This is a genomic window from Paracoccus angustae (genome assembly GCF_042648745.1).
Lineage (GTDB): Bacteria > Pseudomonadota > Alphaproteobacteria > Rhodobacterales > Rhodobacteraceae > Paracoccus > Paracoccus angustae.
Window position 1 is genome coordinate 28,082 of sequence record NZ_JBHRXY010000010.1, and the last position, 17,236, is coordinate 45,317.

A 17,236-nucleotide genomic window follows, 5' to 3' on the forward strand; every position below is an offset into this window, starting at 1 on the left:
TCATTCCCCTGGTCTGGCCGGTGCCCCCATAGGTAGGCCGGGGGCACGGCATTTCAAATGCGTCACGAACAGGTGACGGTCATGCGCTGGACGCCGGTGCCGAACTGCGGCGCGCTTGTGTCGATCGGATCGGCGGTGAACACGGTCGAGGCCGTGTTGGCGCAGATCCTGCGCGGCGCGTCGGCCAGCTGTTCGGCGGTGACCCCTTCCTCGCGGTAGAAGACCACGTACTGGTTTCCGGTCCGCGTCACGCCCAGCACGGAGTCTGCGGGCAGGCCGGTCGCCGCCCCCAGGGCCTCGGTGTCGACCGGGCTGGTCGTGACCGTGGTTTCGACGCGGGTGATCGGCTCGGGCGCGCAGGCCCCCAGAACGACAGTCGAGGCGATGATGGCAGCGGAAAGCATCTTCATCTTGATTCTCCTGTGGTTACAGAGCGGTTGCTCAGCCGGGGGAACGCGCGCGCCGCGCAGGGGGTTGCGTCAGCCCTTGATGGCCTTCAGCACGGCCTCGCCCAGGCCCGCCGGGCTGTCGGCCACGACGATGCCCGCGCGCTTCATCGCCTCGATCTTCGATTCCGCGTCGCCCTTGCCGCCCGAAACGATGGCGCCCGCATGGCCCATGCGCCGGCCCGGAGGCGCGGTGCGGCCCGCGATGAAGCCGGCGGTGGGCTTCCACTTGCCCTTGGCCTTCTGATGGGCCAGGAACTCGGCGGCTTCCTCCTCGGCCGAGCCGCCGATCTCGCCGATCATGATGATGGACTCGGTTTCCGGGTCGTCCAGGAACATTTGCAGCACGTCGATATGCTCCATCCCCTTGATGGGGTCGCCGCCGATGCCCACCGCCGAGGACTGGCCCAGGCCCACGTCCGAGGTCTGCTTCACGGCCTCATAGGTCAGGGTGCCGGACCGGCTGACCACGCCGACGCTGCCGCGTCGGAAGATGGAACCCGGCATGATGCCGATCTTGCATTCGTCCGGCGTCATGATGCCGGGGCAGTTCGGCCCGATCAGGCGCGACTGCGACCCTTGCAGGGCCCGCTTGACCTTCATCATGTCCAGCACCGGAATGCCTTCGGTGATGCAGACGATCAGCGGGATCTGCGCGTCGATGGCCTCAAGGATCGAATCCGCCGCGAAGGGAGGGGGCACATAGATCGCAGTCGCGTTGGCGCCGGTTTTCGCAACAGCCTCGTGGACCGAGTTGAAGACCGGCAGGCCCAGGTGCTCGCTGCCGCCTTTGCCGGGCGTCACGCCGCCGACCATCTGCGTGCCGTATGCGATCGCCTGTTCGGTGTGAAAGGTGCCTTGGGATCCGGTGATCCCCTGGCAGATGACTTTGGTATTCTTGTCAACGAGAACGGCCATTTCAGTGTCCTTGTCCGTCTGAACGGGAAGTGTCTATTGCCGTGTCAAAGCGATTGTGAATTCGTTCTGACCGGCGCTGTGGGGATGGCGCAGCAAGGCGATCATCTCGTCAGGCGAGATTAGCCAGGCTGCGTCGTAGCTGGCTGATGGGGGCATGGGGCGGGCGTCGGGATAGGCTTCCGCGATTTCCCGCAGGATGGCATTGCTCTGCCCGGGGCGCGCCCGCGCCCGCACGGCGCAAAGCCGTCCGGTATCGGACAGCGACACCATGGGGCGCCGGTCGGTGCCGGACACGAAATGGCGAATGCCGTTGTTCCAGCCGCCCGTCGGGATGTAGTCCGCCGCCCGCAGGACTGCGGTGCGCCGGGCCGGGTCGTTGGGCGTTTCGATGCAGAAGTGGCGAAAGCTTTTCACCAGCGTGGCGGGTTTCGTGGCCGGAACCCATGCCCAGAGTGGCAGATTGGCCAGTTCCTGTCTCTCAGCCGCGGTCGAGTCGTCGTTGACCGATGCGCAGCCCGCTAGGGCAGCCAGCGCAAGAACCAGGCCAAGACGCCAAGGACCGAGGAGGACAGGACGGCTCATCACCCCTTTACCGCCTTCACGATCTTCTCGGCCGCGTCCGACAGGTCGTCCGCCGGGATCACGTTCAGCCCCGAGTCGCGGATGATCTGCTTGCCCAGGTCCACGTTCGTGCCTTCAAGGCGCACGACCAGCGGAACCTGCAAGCCGACTTCCTTCACGGCGGCGATGATGCCTTCCGCGATGATGTCGCAGCGCATGATGCCGCCGAAGATGTTGACCAGGATGCCTTTGACGTTCGGGTCCGAGGTGATGATCTTGAAGGCTTCCGTGACCTTTTCCTTGGTCGCGCCGCCGCCCACGTCCAGGAAGTTGGCGGGCTCCGCGCCGTAAAGCTTGATGATGTCCATCGTGGCCATCGCCAGGCCCGCGCCGTTCACCATGCAGCCGATCTCGCCGTCAAGCGCGATGTAGTTCAGGTCGAACTTCGACGCGGCCAGTTCCTTGGGGTCTTCCTCGGTTTCGTCGCGCAGCGCCAGGATGTCGGGCTGGCGGTAAAGGGCGTTGTTGTCGAAGCCCATCTTCGCGTCCAGGCACTTGATGTTGCCTTCGGGGGTGACGATCAGCGGGTTGATCTCCAGCATCTCCATGTCCTTTTCGATGAACATGCGATACAGGTTCCTGACAAGGGCCACGCACTGCTTGACCTGGTTGCCGGTCAGGCCCAGGGCGAAGGCCACGCGGCGGCCGTGGAAATCGGACAGGCCCGAGGCCGGATCGACGCTGAAGCTGACGATCTTTTCCGGCGTATGGGCGGCCACTTCCTCGATGTCCATGCCGCCTTCGGTGGACGCCACGAAGCTGACGCGCGAGGTGCCGCGATCCACCAGCAGCGCCAGGTACAGCTCGCGCGCGATGTCGCTGCCGTCTTCGATGTAGATGCGGTTGACCTGCTTGCCCGAGGGACCGGTCTGGTGGGTGACAAGGGTGCGGCCCAGCATCTGGCGGGTCAGTTCCTCGGCCTCCTCGACCGACTTGGCCAGGCGCACGCCGCCCTTTTCACCGGCCTCGGCTTCCTTGAAGCTGCCCTTGCCGCGGCCGCCCGCGTGGATCTGGGCCTTGACCACCCACAGGGGGCCGTCCATCTCGCTTGCGGCGGTCTTGGCCTCGTCCGCCTTCATCACGATCCGGCCGTCGCTGACCGGCGCGCCGTACTGACGCAGCAGCGCCTTGGCCTGGTATTCGTGGATGTTCATCCTGACCCCCTTTTTCGGTTCGACAGATTTGCCGGGGGTCTTGCCACAACGGCAAGCAGCCGGGAAACGATTTCGCGGCAAAGGCGCAGAAAGCGGCACGAACCCGCGAATTGTGATCACGGCTGGAAATGCCGTGATCACAACGGCCGGGATGTCAGGATTCGCTTAAGGATTCAACCCGCGACGCGCGAACAGTCGAAGCTGTCGCCGGTGCTTTGCGACAGCCAGGTGATCTGGTTGTCGTTGCGCCACTGCACCTGGATCACCGCCCCGTCCTCCAGCGTCATGGTTGTGACGCGGTTCTGGGTCGAGAAGCTGCGGATCGTGATCGGCGCCGCGTCGTTCGACGGCAGATAGGATGTCGGCGTGAAGGTCATGGTGGTGGCGCCGCAATCCCACGTGCCCATGAAGGGCAACTGGTCGGTCGGGCGCGGGCTGGTGGGCGGCGCCTGGCAGGCGGTCAGCAGCAGCAAGGGCAGAAGGGCGGCAGGCAGGACGGTCCGGTTCATGATCGCCTCCGGTTACTGGACAGGACGATAGTAGAACGGAAAAACGAAAAACGCATACCGTCAAATGCGAAGGCGCGCCCCGGGGGAGCGCGCCTTGCGGAATGCCGGGCCGGATCAGGCCAGCGAGCCGTCGATGCCCTTGCAGGCCGCGACCAGGCCGTTCACCGCGTCCACCGACTTGGTGAACATCGCCTGTTCGTCGCCGTCCAGCGCGATGTCGATGACCTTTTCCACGCCGCCCGCGCCGATCACGGTGGGCACGCCCACATACATGCCGTTCAGGCCGTAGGCGCCGTCAACATAAGCCGCGCAGGGCAGCACGCGCTTCTGGTCCTTGAGATAGGCTTCCGCCATCTCGATCGCGCTGGTCGCGGGGGCATAGAAGGCGCTGCCGGTCTTCAGCAGGCCGACGATCTCGGCGCCGCCGTCGCGGGTGCGCTGCACGATGGAATCCAGCTTTTCCTGCGTGGTCCAGCCCATCTTCACCAGATCGGGCAGCGGGATCCCCGCCACGGTGGAATAGCGGGTCAGCGGCACCATGGTGTCGCCATGGCCGCCCAGCACGAAAGCGGTCACGTCCTTCATGGACACGCCGAATTCCAGCGACAGGAAGTGGCGGAAGCGCGCGGAATCCAGAACGCCCGCCATGCCGCAGACCTTTTCGCGCGGCAGGCCGGAAAATTCGCGCAGCGCCCAGACCATCGCGTCCAGCGGGTTGGTGATGCAGATGACAAAGGCGTCGGGCGCGTGGGCGGCGATGCCTTCGCCGACCGACTTCATGACCTTGAGGTTGATGCCCAGAAGGTCGTCGCGGCTCATCCCGGGCTTGCGCGGAACGCCCGCGGTGACGATGCAGACATCGGCGCCCGCGATGTCGGCATAATCGTTGGTCCCATTCAGGACCGCGTCGAAGCCCTCGGACGGGCCGGATTCCGCGATGTCCAGTGCCTTGCCCTGGGGCGTGCCCTCGGCGATGTCGAACAGGACGACATCGCCCAGTTCCTTCATCGCGGCCAGATGCGCCAGCGTGCCGCCGATCTGCCCCGCACCGATCAGTGCGATTTTGGGTCGGGCCATGGATAACCTCCGGGTGTCATGGATGATTGTTGCGCGGTGGTTAAGGGGTCGTGCAACGAATCGCAAGCCTTCGCCGCCGCGGCGCGGCGGTGTTGGCGCTGACACTTGCCATTTGCCGTGCCCGGACGCATGGCTGCGGCAGCGGATGGGGGTGGCGATGCTGGATTTGACGATCGGCGGCTGGGTGCTGGCGGTGATCGCCGCGGCGGCGGTGGGCCTGGCCAAGGGCGGGCTGGCGATGGTGGGACTGATCTCGGTTCCGGTGCTGTCGCTGGTCATGTCGCCGGTGCAGGCGGCGGGGCTGATGCTGCCGGTCTATGTGGTATCGGACATCGGCGGGCTGCTGGCCTTCCGGCATCATTTCGACGTGCGCGTGCTGGCGACCGCGCTGCCCGGCGCCCTGGCCGGGATCGGCATCGGCTGGGCCGGGGCGCATGTGGTGCCGGTCTGGGGCGTCACCTTTATCGTCGGCGCGGTCGGGCTGGTCTTCGCGCTGAACGCGCTGATCCGGCCCCATCTGGCCGCGCAAAGGCGTCCGCCGTCCTATGCGCGCGGCACGCTGTGGGGGGTGCTGTCGGGCTATACCAGCTTTGTCAGCCATGCCGGCGCGCCGCCCTGGCAGGTCTATGTCCAGCCTTTGCGGCTGCCCCCGCTGATCTATGCCGGAACGACGACATGGTTCTTCGCCATCTGCAACTGGGTCAAGCTGATCCCCTATGCCGCGCTTGGGCAGTTGAACGCCTCGGTTCTGTCGGCGGCGGCGCTGCTGACCCCCGTCGCGCTGATCGCCGTCTGGGCGGGCCTGCGGCTGGTCAGGATCATCCCCGAGGCGCTGTTCTACAAGCTGATCACCTGGGGGCTTCTGGCCGTGTCGCTGCGGCTGATCTGGCAGGCGCTGGCGTGACGCCGCAGCGCAGCGAATTTGCTCTTGCCAAATCTGACGCCAGCGGGCAGCGTCGCGCAAGATTGTTGCGAGGAGCATCCGATGGCGCGTCCCTACCGTTCGGTTCTGTATATTCCCGCCGCCAATGCGCGGGCGATGGAAAAGGCGCAAACCCTGCCCGCCGACGCGATCATCTTCGATCTGGAGGACGCGGTGGCGCCGGCCGAGAAGGCCGCCGCGCGAAACGCCTTGGCGGCGGCCTTGGCCAATGACTATGGCCCCCGTGCGCGGATCGTGCGGATCAACGGGCTGGCGACGGAATGGGGGCCAGACGACGCCCGCTTCTGCGCCAGCCTTCGGGCGGATGCGGTGCTGATCCCCAAGGTGGACAGCGCCGCCGATCTGGACCGCGTGGCTGCGCTTATCCCCGACACGCCCTTGTGGGCCATGATGGAAACGCCGCTTGGGATGCTGAACGCGGCGCAGATCGCCGCCCATCCCCGGCTGGAGGGGATGGTGATGGGCACCAACGACCTGGCCAAGGAACTGAACAGCCGTTTCCGCCCCGACCGCCTGCCGATGCTGGCGGGACTGGGCCTGTGCCTGCTGGCCGCCAAGGCCCATGGCAAGGTGATCGTGGACGGGGTGTTCAACGCCTTCAAGGACGACGAGGGCCTGCGCGCCGAATGCGCGCAGGGCCGCGACATGGGTTTCGACGGCAAGACGCTGATCCACCCCGCCCAGCTTGCCATCGCCAACGAGGCCTTTGCGCCCACGGATGCGGAAATCGACCTCGCCCGCCGCCAGATCGACGCCTTCCGGGCCGCGGAGGCCGAGGGCAAGGGCGTCGCCGTCGTGGACGGCAGGATCGTGGAAAACCTGCATGTCGAGACCGCCCGCAAGACCCTGGACCGGGCCAAGGCGATTGCGGCCATGGCCGGATAAGGGCAGGGTGGCGGCGAAACATCCAGCAAAGGGAAAGCCAGATGGTTCTGCTGATTTCGGGCGTGGCCCTGTGGTGGGCGGCGCACCTGTTCAAGCGCGTGGCCCCCGACCGCCGCGCCGCCCTGGGCGCCAAGGGCAAGGGTCTGGTCGCGGTCCTGCTGGTGCTGTCTGTCTTCCTGATGGCCAGGGGCTATGGCCAGGCCGACGGGCCGGTCTGGTGGGGCCGCTCGCCCGCCACGACCGGCATCAACAACCTGCTGGTGCTGCTGGGGTTCTACCTCTACGCCGCCGACGGCATGGGCACGCGCGTCACCGCCTGGATCCGCCACCCGCAACTGACCGGGTTTTCCTTGTGGGCCGTCGCGCATCTGCTGGTGAACGGCGACCTGGCGTCGCTGATCCTGTTCGGCGGGCTGCTGGCCTGGGCCCTGGTCGAGATCGTCCTGCTGAACCGCGCGGGCGCCTGGAAGCGGCGGACCGGACCCTTTCCGGCGCGCAAGGAAATCATGGCCGCCGTGGGCGCGGTCGTCGTCATGCTGGTCGTGGGCCTGGTCCACGGCTGGATCGGACCCTGGCCGTTCGGAGGCTGATATGACCACCCTTTACCGCTGCATCACCGAGGACGACACCTCGCGCTTCTGCCACCGCGTCAGCGAGGCGCTGTCAAAGGGCTGGTCGCTGCACGGCGGCCCCTCGATGGCCTTCGATCCCGTCAAGGGGGCGATGCGCATGGCCCAGGCCGTCACAAAGCAGGTCGAGGCCGAGTATCACCCCGACATGAAGCTGGGGCAGCAATGACCAAGACCGATCCGGGCCGCTTCTTCGAGGATTACCGCCTGGGGCAGGTGATCCGCCACGCCGTTCCCCGCACCGTGGCCGAGGGGGAACGGGCGCTGTATCACGCGCTCTATCCCGCCCGCCACGCGCTTTATTCCAGCGACGAATTTGCGTCGCATTGCGGGCTGGAAGGCAGCCCCCTGGACGACCTGCTGGCCTTTCACATCGTGTTCGGCAAGACGGTCCCGGACATCAGCCTGAACGCGGTGGCGAACCTGGGCTATGCCCAGGGCCGCTGGCTGGCGCCGGTCTGGCCCGGCGACACGCTGCGGTCGGAATCGCAGGTGATCGGGTTGAAGCAGAACTCGAACGGCAAGTCGGGCGTGGTCTGGGTCCGCACGCAAGGGCTGAACCAGATGGGCGAACCCGTGCTGGACTATGTCCGCTGGGTCATGGTGCGCAAGCGCGACGCCGGCGCGCCCGCGCCCGAAGCCGTGGTCCCGGACCTGCCGCCGGTGGTGGACGCGGGCGATCTGGCGATCCCCGAGGGGTTGGATTTCTCGGACTACGATTTCGGTCTGGCGGGCGAGCCGCATCGTTGGGGCGATTACGCGGTGGGCGAGAAGATCGACCACGTGGACGGCGTGACCATCGAGGAAGCCGAGCACATGCTGGCCACGCGCCTGTGGCAGAACACCGCCAAGGTCCATTTCGACGCCACCCACCGCGAGGACGGCAGGCGGCTGATCTATGGCGGGCACGTCATCAGCATGGCCCGCGCCTTGTCCTTTAACGGGCTGGCCAACGCGCAGATGATCGTCGCGCTGAACGCGGGCGCCCATGCCAATCCGTGCTTCGCAGGCGACACGGTGCGCGCCTGGTCCGAGGTTCTGGACAAGGCGGACACCGGCGCGCCGGGCGTGGGCGCGATCCGGCTGCGGCTGGTCGCAACCAAGGGCGACAGCGCGGCATGCGCGCTGAAGGACAGCGAAGGGCGCTATCACCCCGATGTGCTTCTGGATCTGGATTACTGGGCGCTGATGCCGGTCTGAAGGGCGACTCGGGCTTCTCGCATCCGCAGTATGAGTTGTGATCACGGCCCCGCAGGCCGTGATCACAAAATCCGTCCGCCGCCGGAAATCCGCCGAAATTCTGTCATCTGCCGGTGACACAGGAAACAAATGCCGACAGATACGCGTCAATCGCCAGCCCGCGAGGCCAGCCACGCCTGCGACGGGTCACGCCAAACCGTTCAAAGGAGCGCCGCATCATGGCCGATGTGAACCGGGGCAACCGTCCGCTTTCCCCCCATCTCCAGGTTTATCGCCTGCCCATGGCGGCCGTGACCTCGATCATGACGCGGATCACGGGGCACGCGCTTGTCGCGGGCATCCTGCTGCTGGTCTGGTGGCTGGTCGCCGCCGTCAGCGGGCCGCGCGCCTTTGCCGCCGCCGACTGGGTGGTGCGGTCCTGGATCGGCTTCATCGTGCTGACCGGATCGGCCTGGGCCTTGTGGTTCCACACGCTGGCCGGGATCCGGCATCTGTTCTACGACGCGGGCCAGCTTCTGCGGATCGAGGAGGCCGAGCGCGCGAGCTGGGCCATCATCATCGGCTCGGTGGTGCTCACGCTGCTGTCCCTGATCCTGTTCTTCTTCGCATAAGGACAAGGCAACCATGCGCTACATCACCCCCCGCAAGGCAGCCCAAGGCCTGGGTTCCGCCCACAGCGGCACCGCCGATCACTGGTTCCTGACGGTCAGTTCCTGCGCGTTGGTGCTGCTGGTCCCGGCCTTTCTGCTGGTCATCGGCAACGCCATCGGGCTGAGCCATCCCGAACTGGTGGCCTATTTCGGCCGTCCCTATCCGGCGCTGATCACGGCGCTGTTCATCGTCGTGGGCATGGCGCACTTCATCAAGGGCACCCGGATCATGATCGACGATTACTTCCAACACACGGCGCGCAAGGTGGCGATCATCGTCTCGGTGGTCTTTTCCTGGACGGTCATCGCGGCGGCGGTTTTCGCCCTGGCCAAGATGACGCTGGTCACCATCGCGATCTGAGGGCACCATGGCTGCATACGACATTCATACGCATGACTACGACGTGGTGGTGGTGGGCGCGGGCGGGGCGGGCCTGCGCGCGACTCTGGGCATGGCCGAACAGGGCCTGCGCACGGCCTGCGTGACCAAGGTGTTCCCCACCCGGTCCCACACCGTCGCCGCCCAGGGCGGGATCGCCGCGTCCTTGTCGAACATGGGGCCGGACAACTGGCAGTGGCACATGTACGACACCGTGAAGGGGTCGGACTGGCTGGGCGACACCGACGCCATGGAATACCTCGCGCGCGAGGCGCCAAAGGCCGTCTACGAGCTGGAACACTACGGCGTGCCGTTTTCCCGGACCGAGGAAGGCAAGATCTACCAGCGCCCCTTCGGCGGCCACACCACCGAATTCGGCGAAGGCCCCCCGGTGCAGCGCACCTGCGCCGCGGCCGACCGCACCGGCCACGCGATCCTGCACACGCTGTATGGCCAGTCGCTGAAGAACAACGCGGAATTCTTCATCGAATATTTCGCCATCGACCTGATCGTCACCGACGGCGCCTGCACGGGCGTGGTCTGCTGGAAGCTGGACGACGGCACGATCCACGTCTTCAACGCCAAGATGGTGGTGCTGGCGACCGGCGGATACGGCCGCGCCTATTTCAGCGCCACGTCCGCCCATACCTGCACCGGCGACGGCGGCGGCATGGTGGCGCGCGCGGGCCTGCCCTTGCAGGACATGGAGTTCGTGCAGTTCCACCCGACCGGCATCTATGGCTCGGGCTGCCTGATCACCGAAGGCGCGCGGGGCGAGGGCGGCTACCTGACCAACAGCGAGGGCGAGCGGTTCATGGAACGCTATGCCCCGACCTACAAGGATCTGGCCTCGCGCGACGTGGTGTCGCGCTGCATCACCATCGAGATCCGCGAAGGCCGCGGCGTCGGTCCCGACAAGGACCACATGCACCTGAACCTGATGCACCTGCCGCCCGAGGCCTTGGCCGAACGGCTGCCCGGCATCAGCGAATCCGCCAAGATCTTCGCGGGCGTGGACGTGACCAAGGAGCCGATCCCGATCCTGCCCACGGTCCATTACAACATGGGCGGCATCCCCACGAACTACTGGGGCGAAGTGCTTGCGCCCACGGCGGAAAACCCCGACGCGATCTTCCCCGGCCTGATGGCCGTGGGCGAGGCGGGCTGCGCGTCCGTGCATGGCGCGAACCGGCTGGGTTCGAACAGCCTGATCGACCTGGTGGTCTTTGGCCGCGCCGCCGCGATCCGCGCGGGGCAGGTGATCGACCGCGAAGGGCGCATTCCCGAAACCAACCAGGTCCAGGTGGACAAGGCGCTGGCCCGTTTCGACGGTCTGCGCCATGCCAACGGCGGCACCCCCACGGCCGAACTGCGGTTGGAGATGCAGCGCACCATGCAGGCGGACGCCGCCGTGTTCCGCACCGACAAGACCCTGGCCGAGGGGGCCGAGAAGATGACGGCGATCGCGGCCAAGATGGACGACATCCGCGTGACCGACCGGGGCCTGATCTGGAACACGGATCTTATGGAAACGCTGGAACTGACCAACCTGATGCCGAACGCCTTGGCGACCATTGTCGCGGCCGAGGCGCGCAAGGAAAGCCGGGGCGCCCATGCGCACGAGGACTGGCCCGAGCGGGACGACGCCAACTGGCGCAAGCACTCGCTTGCATGGGTGGACGGAAACGCGGTTAAACTGGACTACCGCCCCGTTCATCTGGACCCTCTGACCAAGGAAGAGGATGGCGGGATCGACCTGAAGAAGATTGCTCCCAAGAAAAGGGTTTACTGATGCGTTTCCAGACTTTCGCCGTTCTGGGTCTTGCCGCCGCCGCGCTGGCGGGTTGCGTGGCTCCGGTTCCGCCCGCGACAACCGTGACCGCCCCGCCCGCCGTGATCACCACGCCCACGGCGCTTGACGCGGCTTCGCGCCAGGTGGCCCGGACGGTGATCAATTCCGAGATGGAAAAGCGCCTGCCCGGCGCCAATGTCGCGCCTTACACCGATTGCGTCGTCAACAACGCCACCACGGCGGAACTGATCGACATCGCCCAGGCGTCGCGCGCGGGCGCGACGGGGACGGCGGACAGCGTGGCGGCGATCGTTTCGCGCCCGGCGACCACGCAGTGCATCGCCGCGGCGGCAGGCACCGCCTGACGTGATGCGCGCGCGGGCGGGATTGCTGGTTCTCTCGCCGCTGCTGGCGGTCCTGGCCGCCTGCGGCCCGGTTCCGGTCGGCCAAGCGGAACTGACCTGCCTGCGCGACGCCGAACTGGCCGTCCGTCCCCGGACCAACGTCGCCGTCGGCATCGGCGCGGGATCGGGCGGCACGCGCGGCTTTGGCAGCGTGTCGGTGGAAATGTCGGGCGATTACCTGAGGGGCCGCGACCCCGCGCAGGTTTATGACCGCTGCGTGCGGAGCCGGTCGGGCCAGCCGCCGCGCCGGCCCCTGGCCGAACAGCCGGGCTGGACGGGCTGAACAATGGCGGGCAGGGCACGCGAAGGGCAGGGGGCGCGGCGGCTGATCGTTCATCTGGGCGTTCAAAAGACCGGCAGCACCTCGATCCAGCGGCATCTGCGCCGCAATGCCGATGCCTTGGCGGATCATCTGGTCGTCCGCACCCCCGAGGAGGGATCGCCCATGCGCCCCCTGGGCCGGGCGGCCATCGCCTTCAGCCTGCAACCCTCCGAGGAGCGCGCGGCGGCGCTGAAGCTGGCCTTCCGCGCGGTGCTGGACGCCTTGCCGCCCGGCGACGTGCCGGTGCTGATCAGTCACGAGAACCTTGCGGGCGCCATGCCCGGCAATGGCGGCGAAACGCGGCTTTACCCGGCATTGCCGCAGATCGCCGCGCTTTTGCTGGCCGAGGCGCGGGGTTTCGCGGCCGATTTCGTGATCTATACGCGCCATCGGAAAAGCTGGCGCCCCTCGGTCTGGGCGCAGGCGGTTCGGACCGACGGCTACGAACGCAGCCTGGCGGAATTCGAGACCGAGACCGCCGATCTGCCCGGCTGGGGCGACCTGATCCGCCGCATGACGGCCGAGCCCGGAATCCGCCTGGCCCGCTTCAGGCTGGAGGACGAGGCGGATCCGTCGCGTCCGGGCCGCCAGCTTTTGCGCCATGCCGGCCTGGACGACGCCCGGATCGACGCGCTGGAGCCGCTGGACGGGCCGACCAACAGCCGCCTGAGCGACGGCGCCATCGAATTCCTGCGCAAGCTGAACGGGCTGGCGCTGAACCCTCATGCGCATGTCCGGGTCGCCGACCTTGTGGCGCGCAACGAACATCTATTCACGGCGCAGCGTTCCGCGATCCCGGCGCCGTCCGAAGGCACTTCCTGATAGGAGCACCCAATGGTTCAGTTCACCCTGCCCAAGAACAGCCAGATCCGGGTCGGCAAGACCTGGCCCGCCCCCGCGGGCGCAACCAACGTCCGCAAGTTCAAGATCTACCGCTGGGATCCCGATACCGGGGAAAACCCGCGGCTGGACACCTATTTCGTGGATCTGGACAAATGCGGGCCGATGGTCTTGGACGCGCTGATCAAGATCAAGAACGAGATCGACCCGACGCTGTCCTTCCGCCGGTCCTGCCGCGAGGGGATCTGCGGGTCCTGCGCCATGAACATCGACGGCGGCAACCACCTGGCCTGCATCTATGGCATCGACGAGGTGAAGGGCGACATTTCCATCTATCCGCTGCCGCACATGCCGGTGGTCAAGGATCTGGTGCCGGATCTGACGCATTTCTATGCCCAGCACGCTTCGGTGAACCCCTACCTGATCACCAAGTCGCCCACCCCCGGCAAGGAATGGAAGCAGTCGATCGAGGACCGCAAGAAGCTGGACGGCCTTTACGAGTGCATCCTGTGCGCGTCCTGTTCGACCGCCTGCCCGTCCTATTGGTGGAACGGCGACCGCTATCTTGGCCCGGCGGCGTTGCTGCACGCCTATCGCTGGATCATCGATTCCCGCGACGAGGCCACGGGCGAGCGGCTGGACGAGCTGGAGGATCCCTTCAAGCTGTACCGCTGCCACACGATCATGAACTGCACCAACACCTGCCCCAAGGGGCTGAACCCGGCCAAGGCGATCGCGTCGATCAAGCACATGATGGTTGACCGGATGGTGTGATTTGCGTCCCGCGGTGGCCGGGGGCGCTTCGCCCCCCGGACCCCCCGAGGGTATTTGGGCAAAGAAGAAGGGCCGGAGCAGCGATGCTTCGGCCCTTTTGCTTTGGCGGGCGAGGTCCGTCAGCCTTCGACCTTGGTGAAGTCGGCGATCTGCTGGCCCGCGGCGCGGATGCGGTGCAGCAGGTTCAGGCGGTTGCGGCGAATGATGGGGTTGTCGGTGTTGACCTGCACGGTGTCGAAGAAGGCGTCGATGGGCGCGCGCAGGCGCGCGATGGCCGTCATGGCGGCGGGGAAGTCTTCCGCGGCGATGGCGGCCTTGATCGCGGGCTCGGCGGTGTCGAGGGCGGCGAACAGGGCGCGTTCCTCGTCGGTTTCGGCGAACTTCGGGTCGGCGCCGAAGCTGTATTCGACGCCGTCCTTGTCCTCGGCCTGCGCCAGGATGTTCCCGGCGCGCTTGAGGCCCTGGATGAGGTTTTTCCCATCCTCGGTTTGCAGCATGGCGTTCAGGGCGGTGGCGCGGCGCGCGACCAGCACGAGGTCGTCGTTGCCGGGCTGCGCCAGCACGGCGTCGATGATGTCGTGGCGGATGCCCTGATCGCGGAGATGGACCTTGAGGCGGTCGTGGAGGAACGCTTCTAAATTGAGATAAGCTACCCAGTCCGTTGAATATTCATCGTCAGAGCCACCTGCCAAATCCATTTCGACGCCATGGCCTAGAAATCCAACCCTGTTCAAGGCCATCAAGCGGAGTCTAAGTCCGTTATCAAGAACGAGACGAATAACTCCCAATGCCGCGCGCCGCAGCGCATAGGGATCCTTTGACCCGGTAGGCTTCTCATCTATGGCCCAGAACCCCGTCAGCGTGTCGATCTTGTCTGCCAAGGCCACCGCCACCGATACCGGCGCGGCCGGCACGGCGTCCGACGGCCCCAGCGGCGAGTAATGGTCGCGGGCGGCGTCGGCTACGGCGGCATCCTCACCCGCAGCCAAGGCATAATACCGGCCCATGGTGCCTTGCAACTCGGGGAATTCGCCGACCATGGCGCTGCGCAGGTCCAGTTTCGCCAGCTTTGCGGCCCGTTCGGCCTGGTCCGGGTCGGCGCCGACCAGGGGGGCGATCTCGCGCGACAGGGCGGCGATGCGCTCCACACGATCCGCCTGCGAGCCCAGCTTGTTGTGGAAGGTGACGGATTTCAGGCCCTCGGCCCAAGCCCTCATTCCGGCCTTCGCCTCGCGCAGGTCGTTTTCCCAGAAAAAGGCGGCGTCGGACAGTCGGGCAGCCAGGACGCGCTGGTTGCCGGCCAGGATCGTCGCGCCGTCGTCGGGGGTGTCGATGTTGGCGACGGTGACGAAGCCCTCGATGCGGCCGGTCCTGGGGTTGCGGGCCGAGAAGAACTTTTGGTGTTCCTTCATCGAGGTTTGCAGCACCTCGGGGGGCAGGTCCAGAAAGCGGTCCTCGATCACGCCCATCAGGGGGACGGGCCATTCGACCAGGCCCGCGACCTCGGCCAGCAGGGCGTCGTCGGGGACGATCTGCCAGCCCCGCGCGAAGGCGAGGTTTTCGGCGCCCTGGCGGATCGCCCCTTCGCGTTCGGCGTGGTCCAGGATCACATGGGCGCGGCGCAGCTTGGCGGCGTAGTCGTCGAAGACCGTGACGGTGACGGCGTCGGGGGACAGGAAGCGGTGGCCGCGCGTGGCGTTGCCCGCGGCGATTCCCTCGACCGTCAGGGGGACAACGGTGGCGCCCGCCTCGTCCGACAGCAGGCAGAGAATGGAATGCAGCGGGCGCACCCAACGCAGCGAACCCGCGCCCCATCGCATCGACCTGGGCCAGGGGAAGTTGCGGATGGTGGCGTCCAGCACCTCGGCCACGATCTCGGTCGCCGGGCGGCCGGGGCGGGTCATCACGGCGAACCAGACCTGGCCCTTCTTGTCGTCGCGCGCTTCCAACTGGTCGCGCGTCAGGCCGGTCGAGCGCAGGAAGCCCTGGAGCGCCGCTTCGGGGGCATCCAGGCGGGGGCCCTTGCGTTCCTCGCGGGTGGCGGGGCTGTCGGCGGTCAGCCCCTCGACGGCGAGGGCCAGGCGGCGGGGGGTGGAAAAGGCGCCGGCGGACGCATAGGTCAGGCCCGCCTGAACCAGCCCGTCCGTGACCAGCTTCTTCAGATCCTCGCGGGCGCGGGCCTGCATCCGGGCGGGGATTTCCTCGGAAAACAGTTCGATCAGCAGGTCGGGCATCAGTCCATCACTCCGCGTTCCGGGGTCTTGTCGTTGTATTGGTGCCAGCCGTAAACGCGGCCGTCGGGATAGATCGCCAGTACGCGGTCCACGTCGGGACGGATCTCGGCCTGGCCCAGCACGGCGCGGGCCGCGCCCGAGGCGAGGTCGGCGGTCAACTGGCCGTAGTCGAAGCAGTCGAACCAGCGGGGTGCGCCGGTGGGTGTCGCGCCGTCAAAGGGCAGGGGGTCGGCGGGCGGTTCGGAAAGCACCGCGCAGGCGCGCCATTTCAAGGGCGAACTGGTGCCGTCGATGCCCTGGAAATCCGTCACGGGCAGCGGGACGGGGCCGCTGGCGGTCTGCACGGTGATCGCGTCGGCGGCGGGGATCCGGTAGTAGAAGTGATATTCTTGCAGATACCACATGCCGGTGCCGGCAACCGCGCCGACGGCCAGCAGGCCGATGCCGACGATCTTGCCGTTCATGCCCGGGCCGCTTCGGTCGTCACGAACAGGTCGGCGCAGGCTTTCGCCAGGGTCCGCACCCGGCCGATATAGGCCTGGCGTTCGGTCACGGAAATCACTCCCCGCGCGTCCAGCAGGTTGAAGATGTGGCTGGCCTTGATCGCCTGGTCATAGGCCGGGTGCGCCATGGGAATGGTGCGGCCCGCGCCGTCCACCGGATCGGCGGCGAGGATGCGGGCGCATTCGGCCTCGGCGTCCTTGAAGTGCTGGAACAGGGTATCGGTGTCGGCCACATCGAAGTTCCAGCGGGAGTATTCGCGTTCCGTTTGGCGGAAGATGTCGCCATAGGTCAGCGGGTGGGCCGCGTCGGGGTCGTTGAAGGGCATGTCCATCACATGTTCCACGCCCAGGACGTACATGGCCAGTCGTTCCAGGCCATAGGTCAGCTCGCCCGACACGGGGCGGCAGTCGTGGCCGCCGACCTGCTGGAAATAAGTGAACTGGCTCACCTCCATGCCGTCGCACCAGACCTCCCACCCCAGGCCCCATGCGCCCAGCGTGGGGGATTCCCAGTCGTCCTCCACGAAGCGGACATCGTGAACCATGGGATCCAGGCCGATGGCGCGCAGGCTGCCCAGATACAGGTCTTGCAGGTTCGCGGGCGACGGCTTGATGATCACCTGGTACTGGTAATAATGCTGCAAGCGGTTGGGGTTTTCGCCATAACGCCCGTCGGTGGGGCGGCGCGAAGGCTGGACATAGGCCGCGGCCCAGGACCGCCCGCCCAGGGCGCGCAACGTGGTCGCCGGGTGGAAGGTGCCTGCGCCGACCTCCATGTCATAGGGTTGCAGAACGGCGCAGCCCTGGGCGGCCCAGTAATTCTGCAACCGCAGGATGATGTCCTGGAAGCTGCGGGGTCGGTTGGGGCTGGTCATCGGGGCCGTCCTTTGCATAGATCAGCACATGCTTGCGCGCCTTCTAGGCGGGGCGGGGAACAGGGTCAATAAAGGCCGCAA

At 66.8% G+C, this 17,236-nt stretch carries 21 protein-coding genes; 12 read left to right on the forward strand and 9 right to left on the reverse strand.

The window, feature by feature from the left end; translation table 11 throughout:
* Positions 1-62: 62 nt before the first annotated feature.
* The 6 genes from ACFOM8_RS12980 to mdh all read right to left on the reverse strand — a co-directional run bounded on the left by ACFOM8_RS12980 (position 63) and on the right by mdh (position 4,725).
* Positions 63-410: a hypothetical protein gene (locus tag ACFOM8_RS12980; RefSeq protein WP_377761970.1), complete on the reverse strand. Its 348-nt coding sequence runs from the start codon at positions 408-410 to the stop codon at positions 63-65.
* A gap of 69 nt (positions 411-479) precedes the next feature.
* Positions 480-1,364 (reverse strand): succinate--CoA ligase subunit alpha, encoded by an 885-nt coding sequence (gene sucD / locus ACFOM8_RS12985; RefSeq protein ID WP_377761972.1) that lies wholly within the window; start codon positions 1,362-1,364, stop codon positions 480-482.
* 33 nt (positions 1,365-1,397) lie between these two features.
* Positions 1,398-1,946 carry a hypothetical protein gene (locus tag ACFOM8_RS12990; RefSeq protein ID WP_377761974.1) on the reverse strand — a complete coding sequence of 183 codons (549 nt, stop codon included), beginning with the start codon at positions 1,944-1,946 and terminating at the stop codon, positions 1,398-1,400.
* Complete coding sequence (sucC, locus tag ACFOM8_RS12995) at positions 1,946-3,139, reverse strand: ADP-forming succinate--CoA ligase subunit beta (protein WP_377761976.1); 1,194 nt, start codon at positions 3,137-3,139, stop codon at positions 1,946-1,948. The genes ACFOM8_RS12990 and sucC overlap by 1 nt, the downstream gene beginning before the upstream one ends.
* 173 nt (positions 3,140-3,312) lie before the next feature.
* Complete coding sequence (locus ACFOM8_RS13000) at positions 3,313-3,648, reverse strand: hypothetical protein (protein ID WP_377761978.1); 336 nt, start codon at positions 3,646-3,648, stop codon at positions 3,313-3,315.
* Between the two features lie 114 nt (positions 3,649-3,762).
* Positions 3,763-4,725 (reverse strand): malate dehydrogenase, encoded by a 963-nt coding sequence (gene mdh / locus ACFOM8_RS13005; RefSeq protein ID WP_377761980.1) that lies wholly within the window; start codon positions 4,723-4,725, stop codon positions 3,763-3,765.
* Between the two features lie 157 nt (positions 4,726-4,882).
* Between mdh and ACFOM8_RS13010 the strand changes: the two genes are divergently transcribed.
* The 12 genes from ACFOM8_RS13010 (at position 4,883) to ACFOM8_RS13065 (ending at position 13,543) form a co-directional block, all read left to right on the forward strand.
* The gene (locus ACFOM8_RS13010; RefSeq protein WP_377761982.1) at positions 4,883-5,629 is read left to right on the forward strand and encodes a sulfite exporter TauE/SafE family protein; all 747 of its coding nucleotides are present in this window, start codon (positions 4,883-4,885) and stop codon (positions 5,627-5,629) included.
* An 81-nt stretch (positions 5,630-5,710) separates the two neighbouring features.
* On the forward strand, positions 5,711-6,553 hold the full coding sequence (locus ACFOM8_RS13015; RefSeq protein ID WP_377761983.1) for an HpcH/HpaI aldolase/citrate lyase family protein: 843 nt from the start codon (positions 5,711-5,713) through the stop codon (positions 6,551-6,553).
* 41 nt (positions 6,554-6,594) lie between these two features.
* Entirely contained in the window at positions 6,595-7,143 is a 549-nt protein-coding gene (locus ACFOM8_RS13020; RefSeq protein WP_377761985.1) for an NnrU family protein, read from the forward strand.
* 1 nt (position 7,144) lies between these two features.
* The gene (locus ACFOM8_RS13025; protein ID WP_377761987.1) at positions 7,145-7,351 is read left to right on the forward strand and encodes a DUF1737 domain-containing protein; all 207 of its coding nucleotides are present in this window, start codon (positions 7,145-7,147) and stop codon (positions 7,349-7,351) included.
* The gene (locus tag ACFOM8_RS13030) at positions 7,348-8,382 is read left to right on the forward strand and encodes a MaoC family dehydratase (protein WP_377761989.1); all 1,035 of its coding nucleotides are present in this window, start codon (positions 7,348-7,350) and stop codon (positions 8,380-8,382) included. Before ACFOM8_RS13025 ends, ACFOM8_RS13030 begins: the two co-directional genes overlap by 4 nt.
* 218 nt (positions 8,383-8,600) lie before the next feature.
* Positions 8,601-8,993: a succinate dehydrogenase, cytochrome b556 subunit gene (gene sdhC, locus ACFOM8_RS13035; RefSeq protein WP_377761991.1), complete on the forward strand. Its 393-nt coding sequence runs from the start codon at positions 8,601-8,603 to the stop codon at positions 8,991-8,993.
* A gap of 13 nt (positions 8,994-9,006) precedes the next feature.
* Positions 9,007-9,393, forward strand: coding sequence for a succinate dehydrogenase, hydrophobic membrane anchor protein (locus ACFOM8_RS13040; protein WP_377761993.1), 387 nt, complete (start codon positions 9,007-9,009; stop codon positions 9,391-9,393).
* A gap of 7 nt (positions 9,394-9,400) precedes the next feature.
* The gene (gene sdhA, locus ACFOM8_RS13045; RefSeq protein WP_377761995.1) at positions 9,401-11,203 is read left to right on the forward strand and encodes a succinate dehydrogenase flavoprotein subunit; all 1,803 of its coding nucleotides are present in this window, start codon (positions 9,401-9,403) and stop codon (positions 11,201-11,203) included.
* Entirely contained in the window at positions 11,203-11,568 is a 366-nt protein-coding gene (locus tag ACFOM8_RS13050; RefSeq protein ID WP_377761997.1) for a hypothetical protein, read from the forward strand. The genes sdhA and ACFOM8_RS13050 overlap by 1 nt, the downstream gene beginning before the upstream one ends.
* A gap of 4 nt (positions 11,569-11,572) precedes the next feature.
* Positions 11,573-11,890: a hypothetical protein gene (locus ACFOM8_RS13055; protein ID WP_377762125.1), complete on the forward strand. Its 318-nt coding sequence runs from the start codon at positions 11,573-11,575 to the stop codon at positions 11,888-11,890.
* Positions 11,891-11,893: 3 nt separating this feature from the next.
* Entirely contained in the window at positions 11,894-12,751 is an 858-nt protein-coding gene (locus tag ACFOM8_RS13060; RefSeq protein WP_377761999.1) for a hypothetical protein, read from the forward strand.
* Positions 12,752-12,763: 12 nt separating this feature from the next.
* Positions 12,764-13,543 (forward strand): succinate dehydrogenase iron-sulfur subunit, encoded by a 780-nt coding sequence (locus ACFOM8_RS13065; RefSeq protein WP_377762001.1) that lies wholly within the window; start codon positions 12,764-12,766, stop codon positions 13,541-13,543.
* A gap of 119 nt (positions 13,544-13,662) precedes the next feature.
* On the opposite strand, the gene glyS is transcribed toward ACFOM8_RS13065, so the two are convergent.
* The 3 genes from glyS to ACFOM8_RS13080 are packed head-to-tail and all read right to left on the reverse strand — an operon-like array spanning position 13,663 to position 17,155.
* Positions 13,663-15,777 carry a glycine--tRNA ligase subunit beta gene (gene glyS, locus ACFOM8_RS13070; RefSeq protein ID WP_377762002.1) on the reverse strand — a complete coding sequence of 705 codons (2,115 nt, stop codon included), beginning with the start codon at positions 15,775-15,777 and terminating at the stop codon, positions 13,663-13,665.
* Positions 15,777-16,241, reverse strand: a complete 465-nt coding sequence (locus tag ACFOM8_RS13075; protein WP_377762004.1) for a DUF6446 family protein — start codon at positions 16,239-16,241, stop codon at positions 15,777-15,779. Before ACFOM8_RS13075 ends, glyS begins: the two co-directional genes overlap by 1 nt.
* Complete coding sequence (locus ACFOM8_RS13080) at positions 16,238-17,155, reverse strand: glycine--tRNA ligase subunit alpha (protein ID WP_377762006.1); 918 nt, start codon at positions 17,153-17,155, stop codon at positions 16,238-16,240. Before ACFOM8_RS13080 ends, ACFOM8_RS13075 begins: the two co-directional genes overlap by 4 nt.
* Positions 17,156-17,236 lie beyond the last annotated feature (81 nt).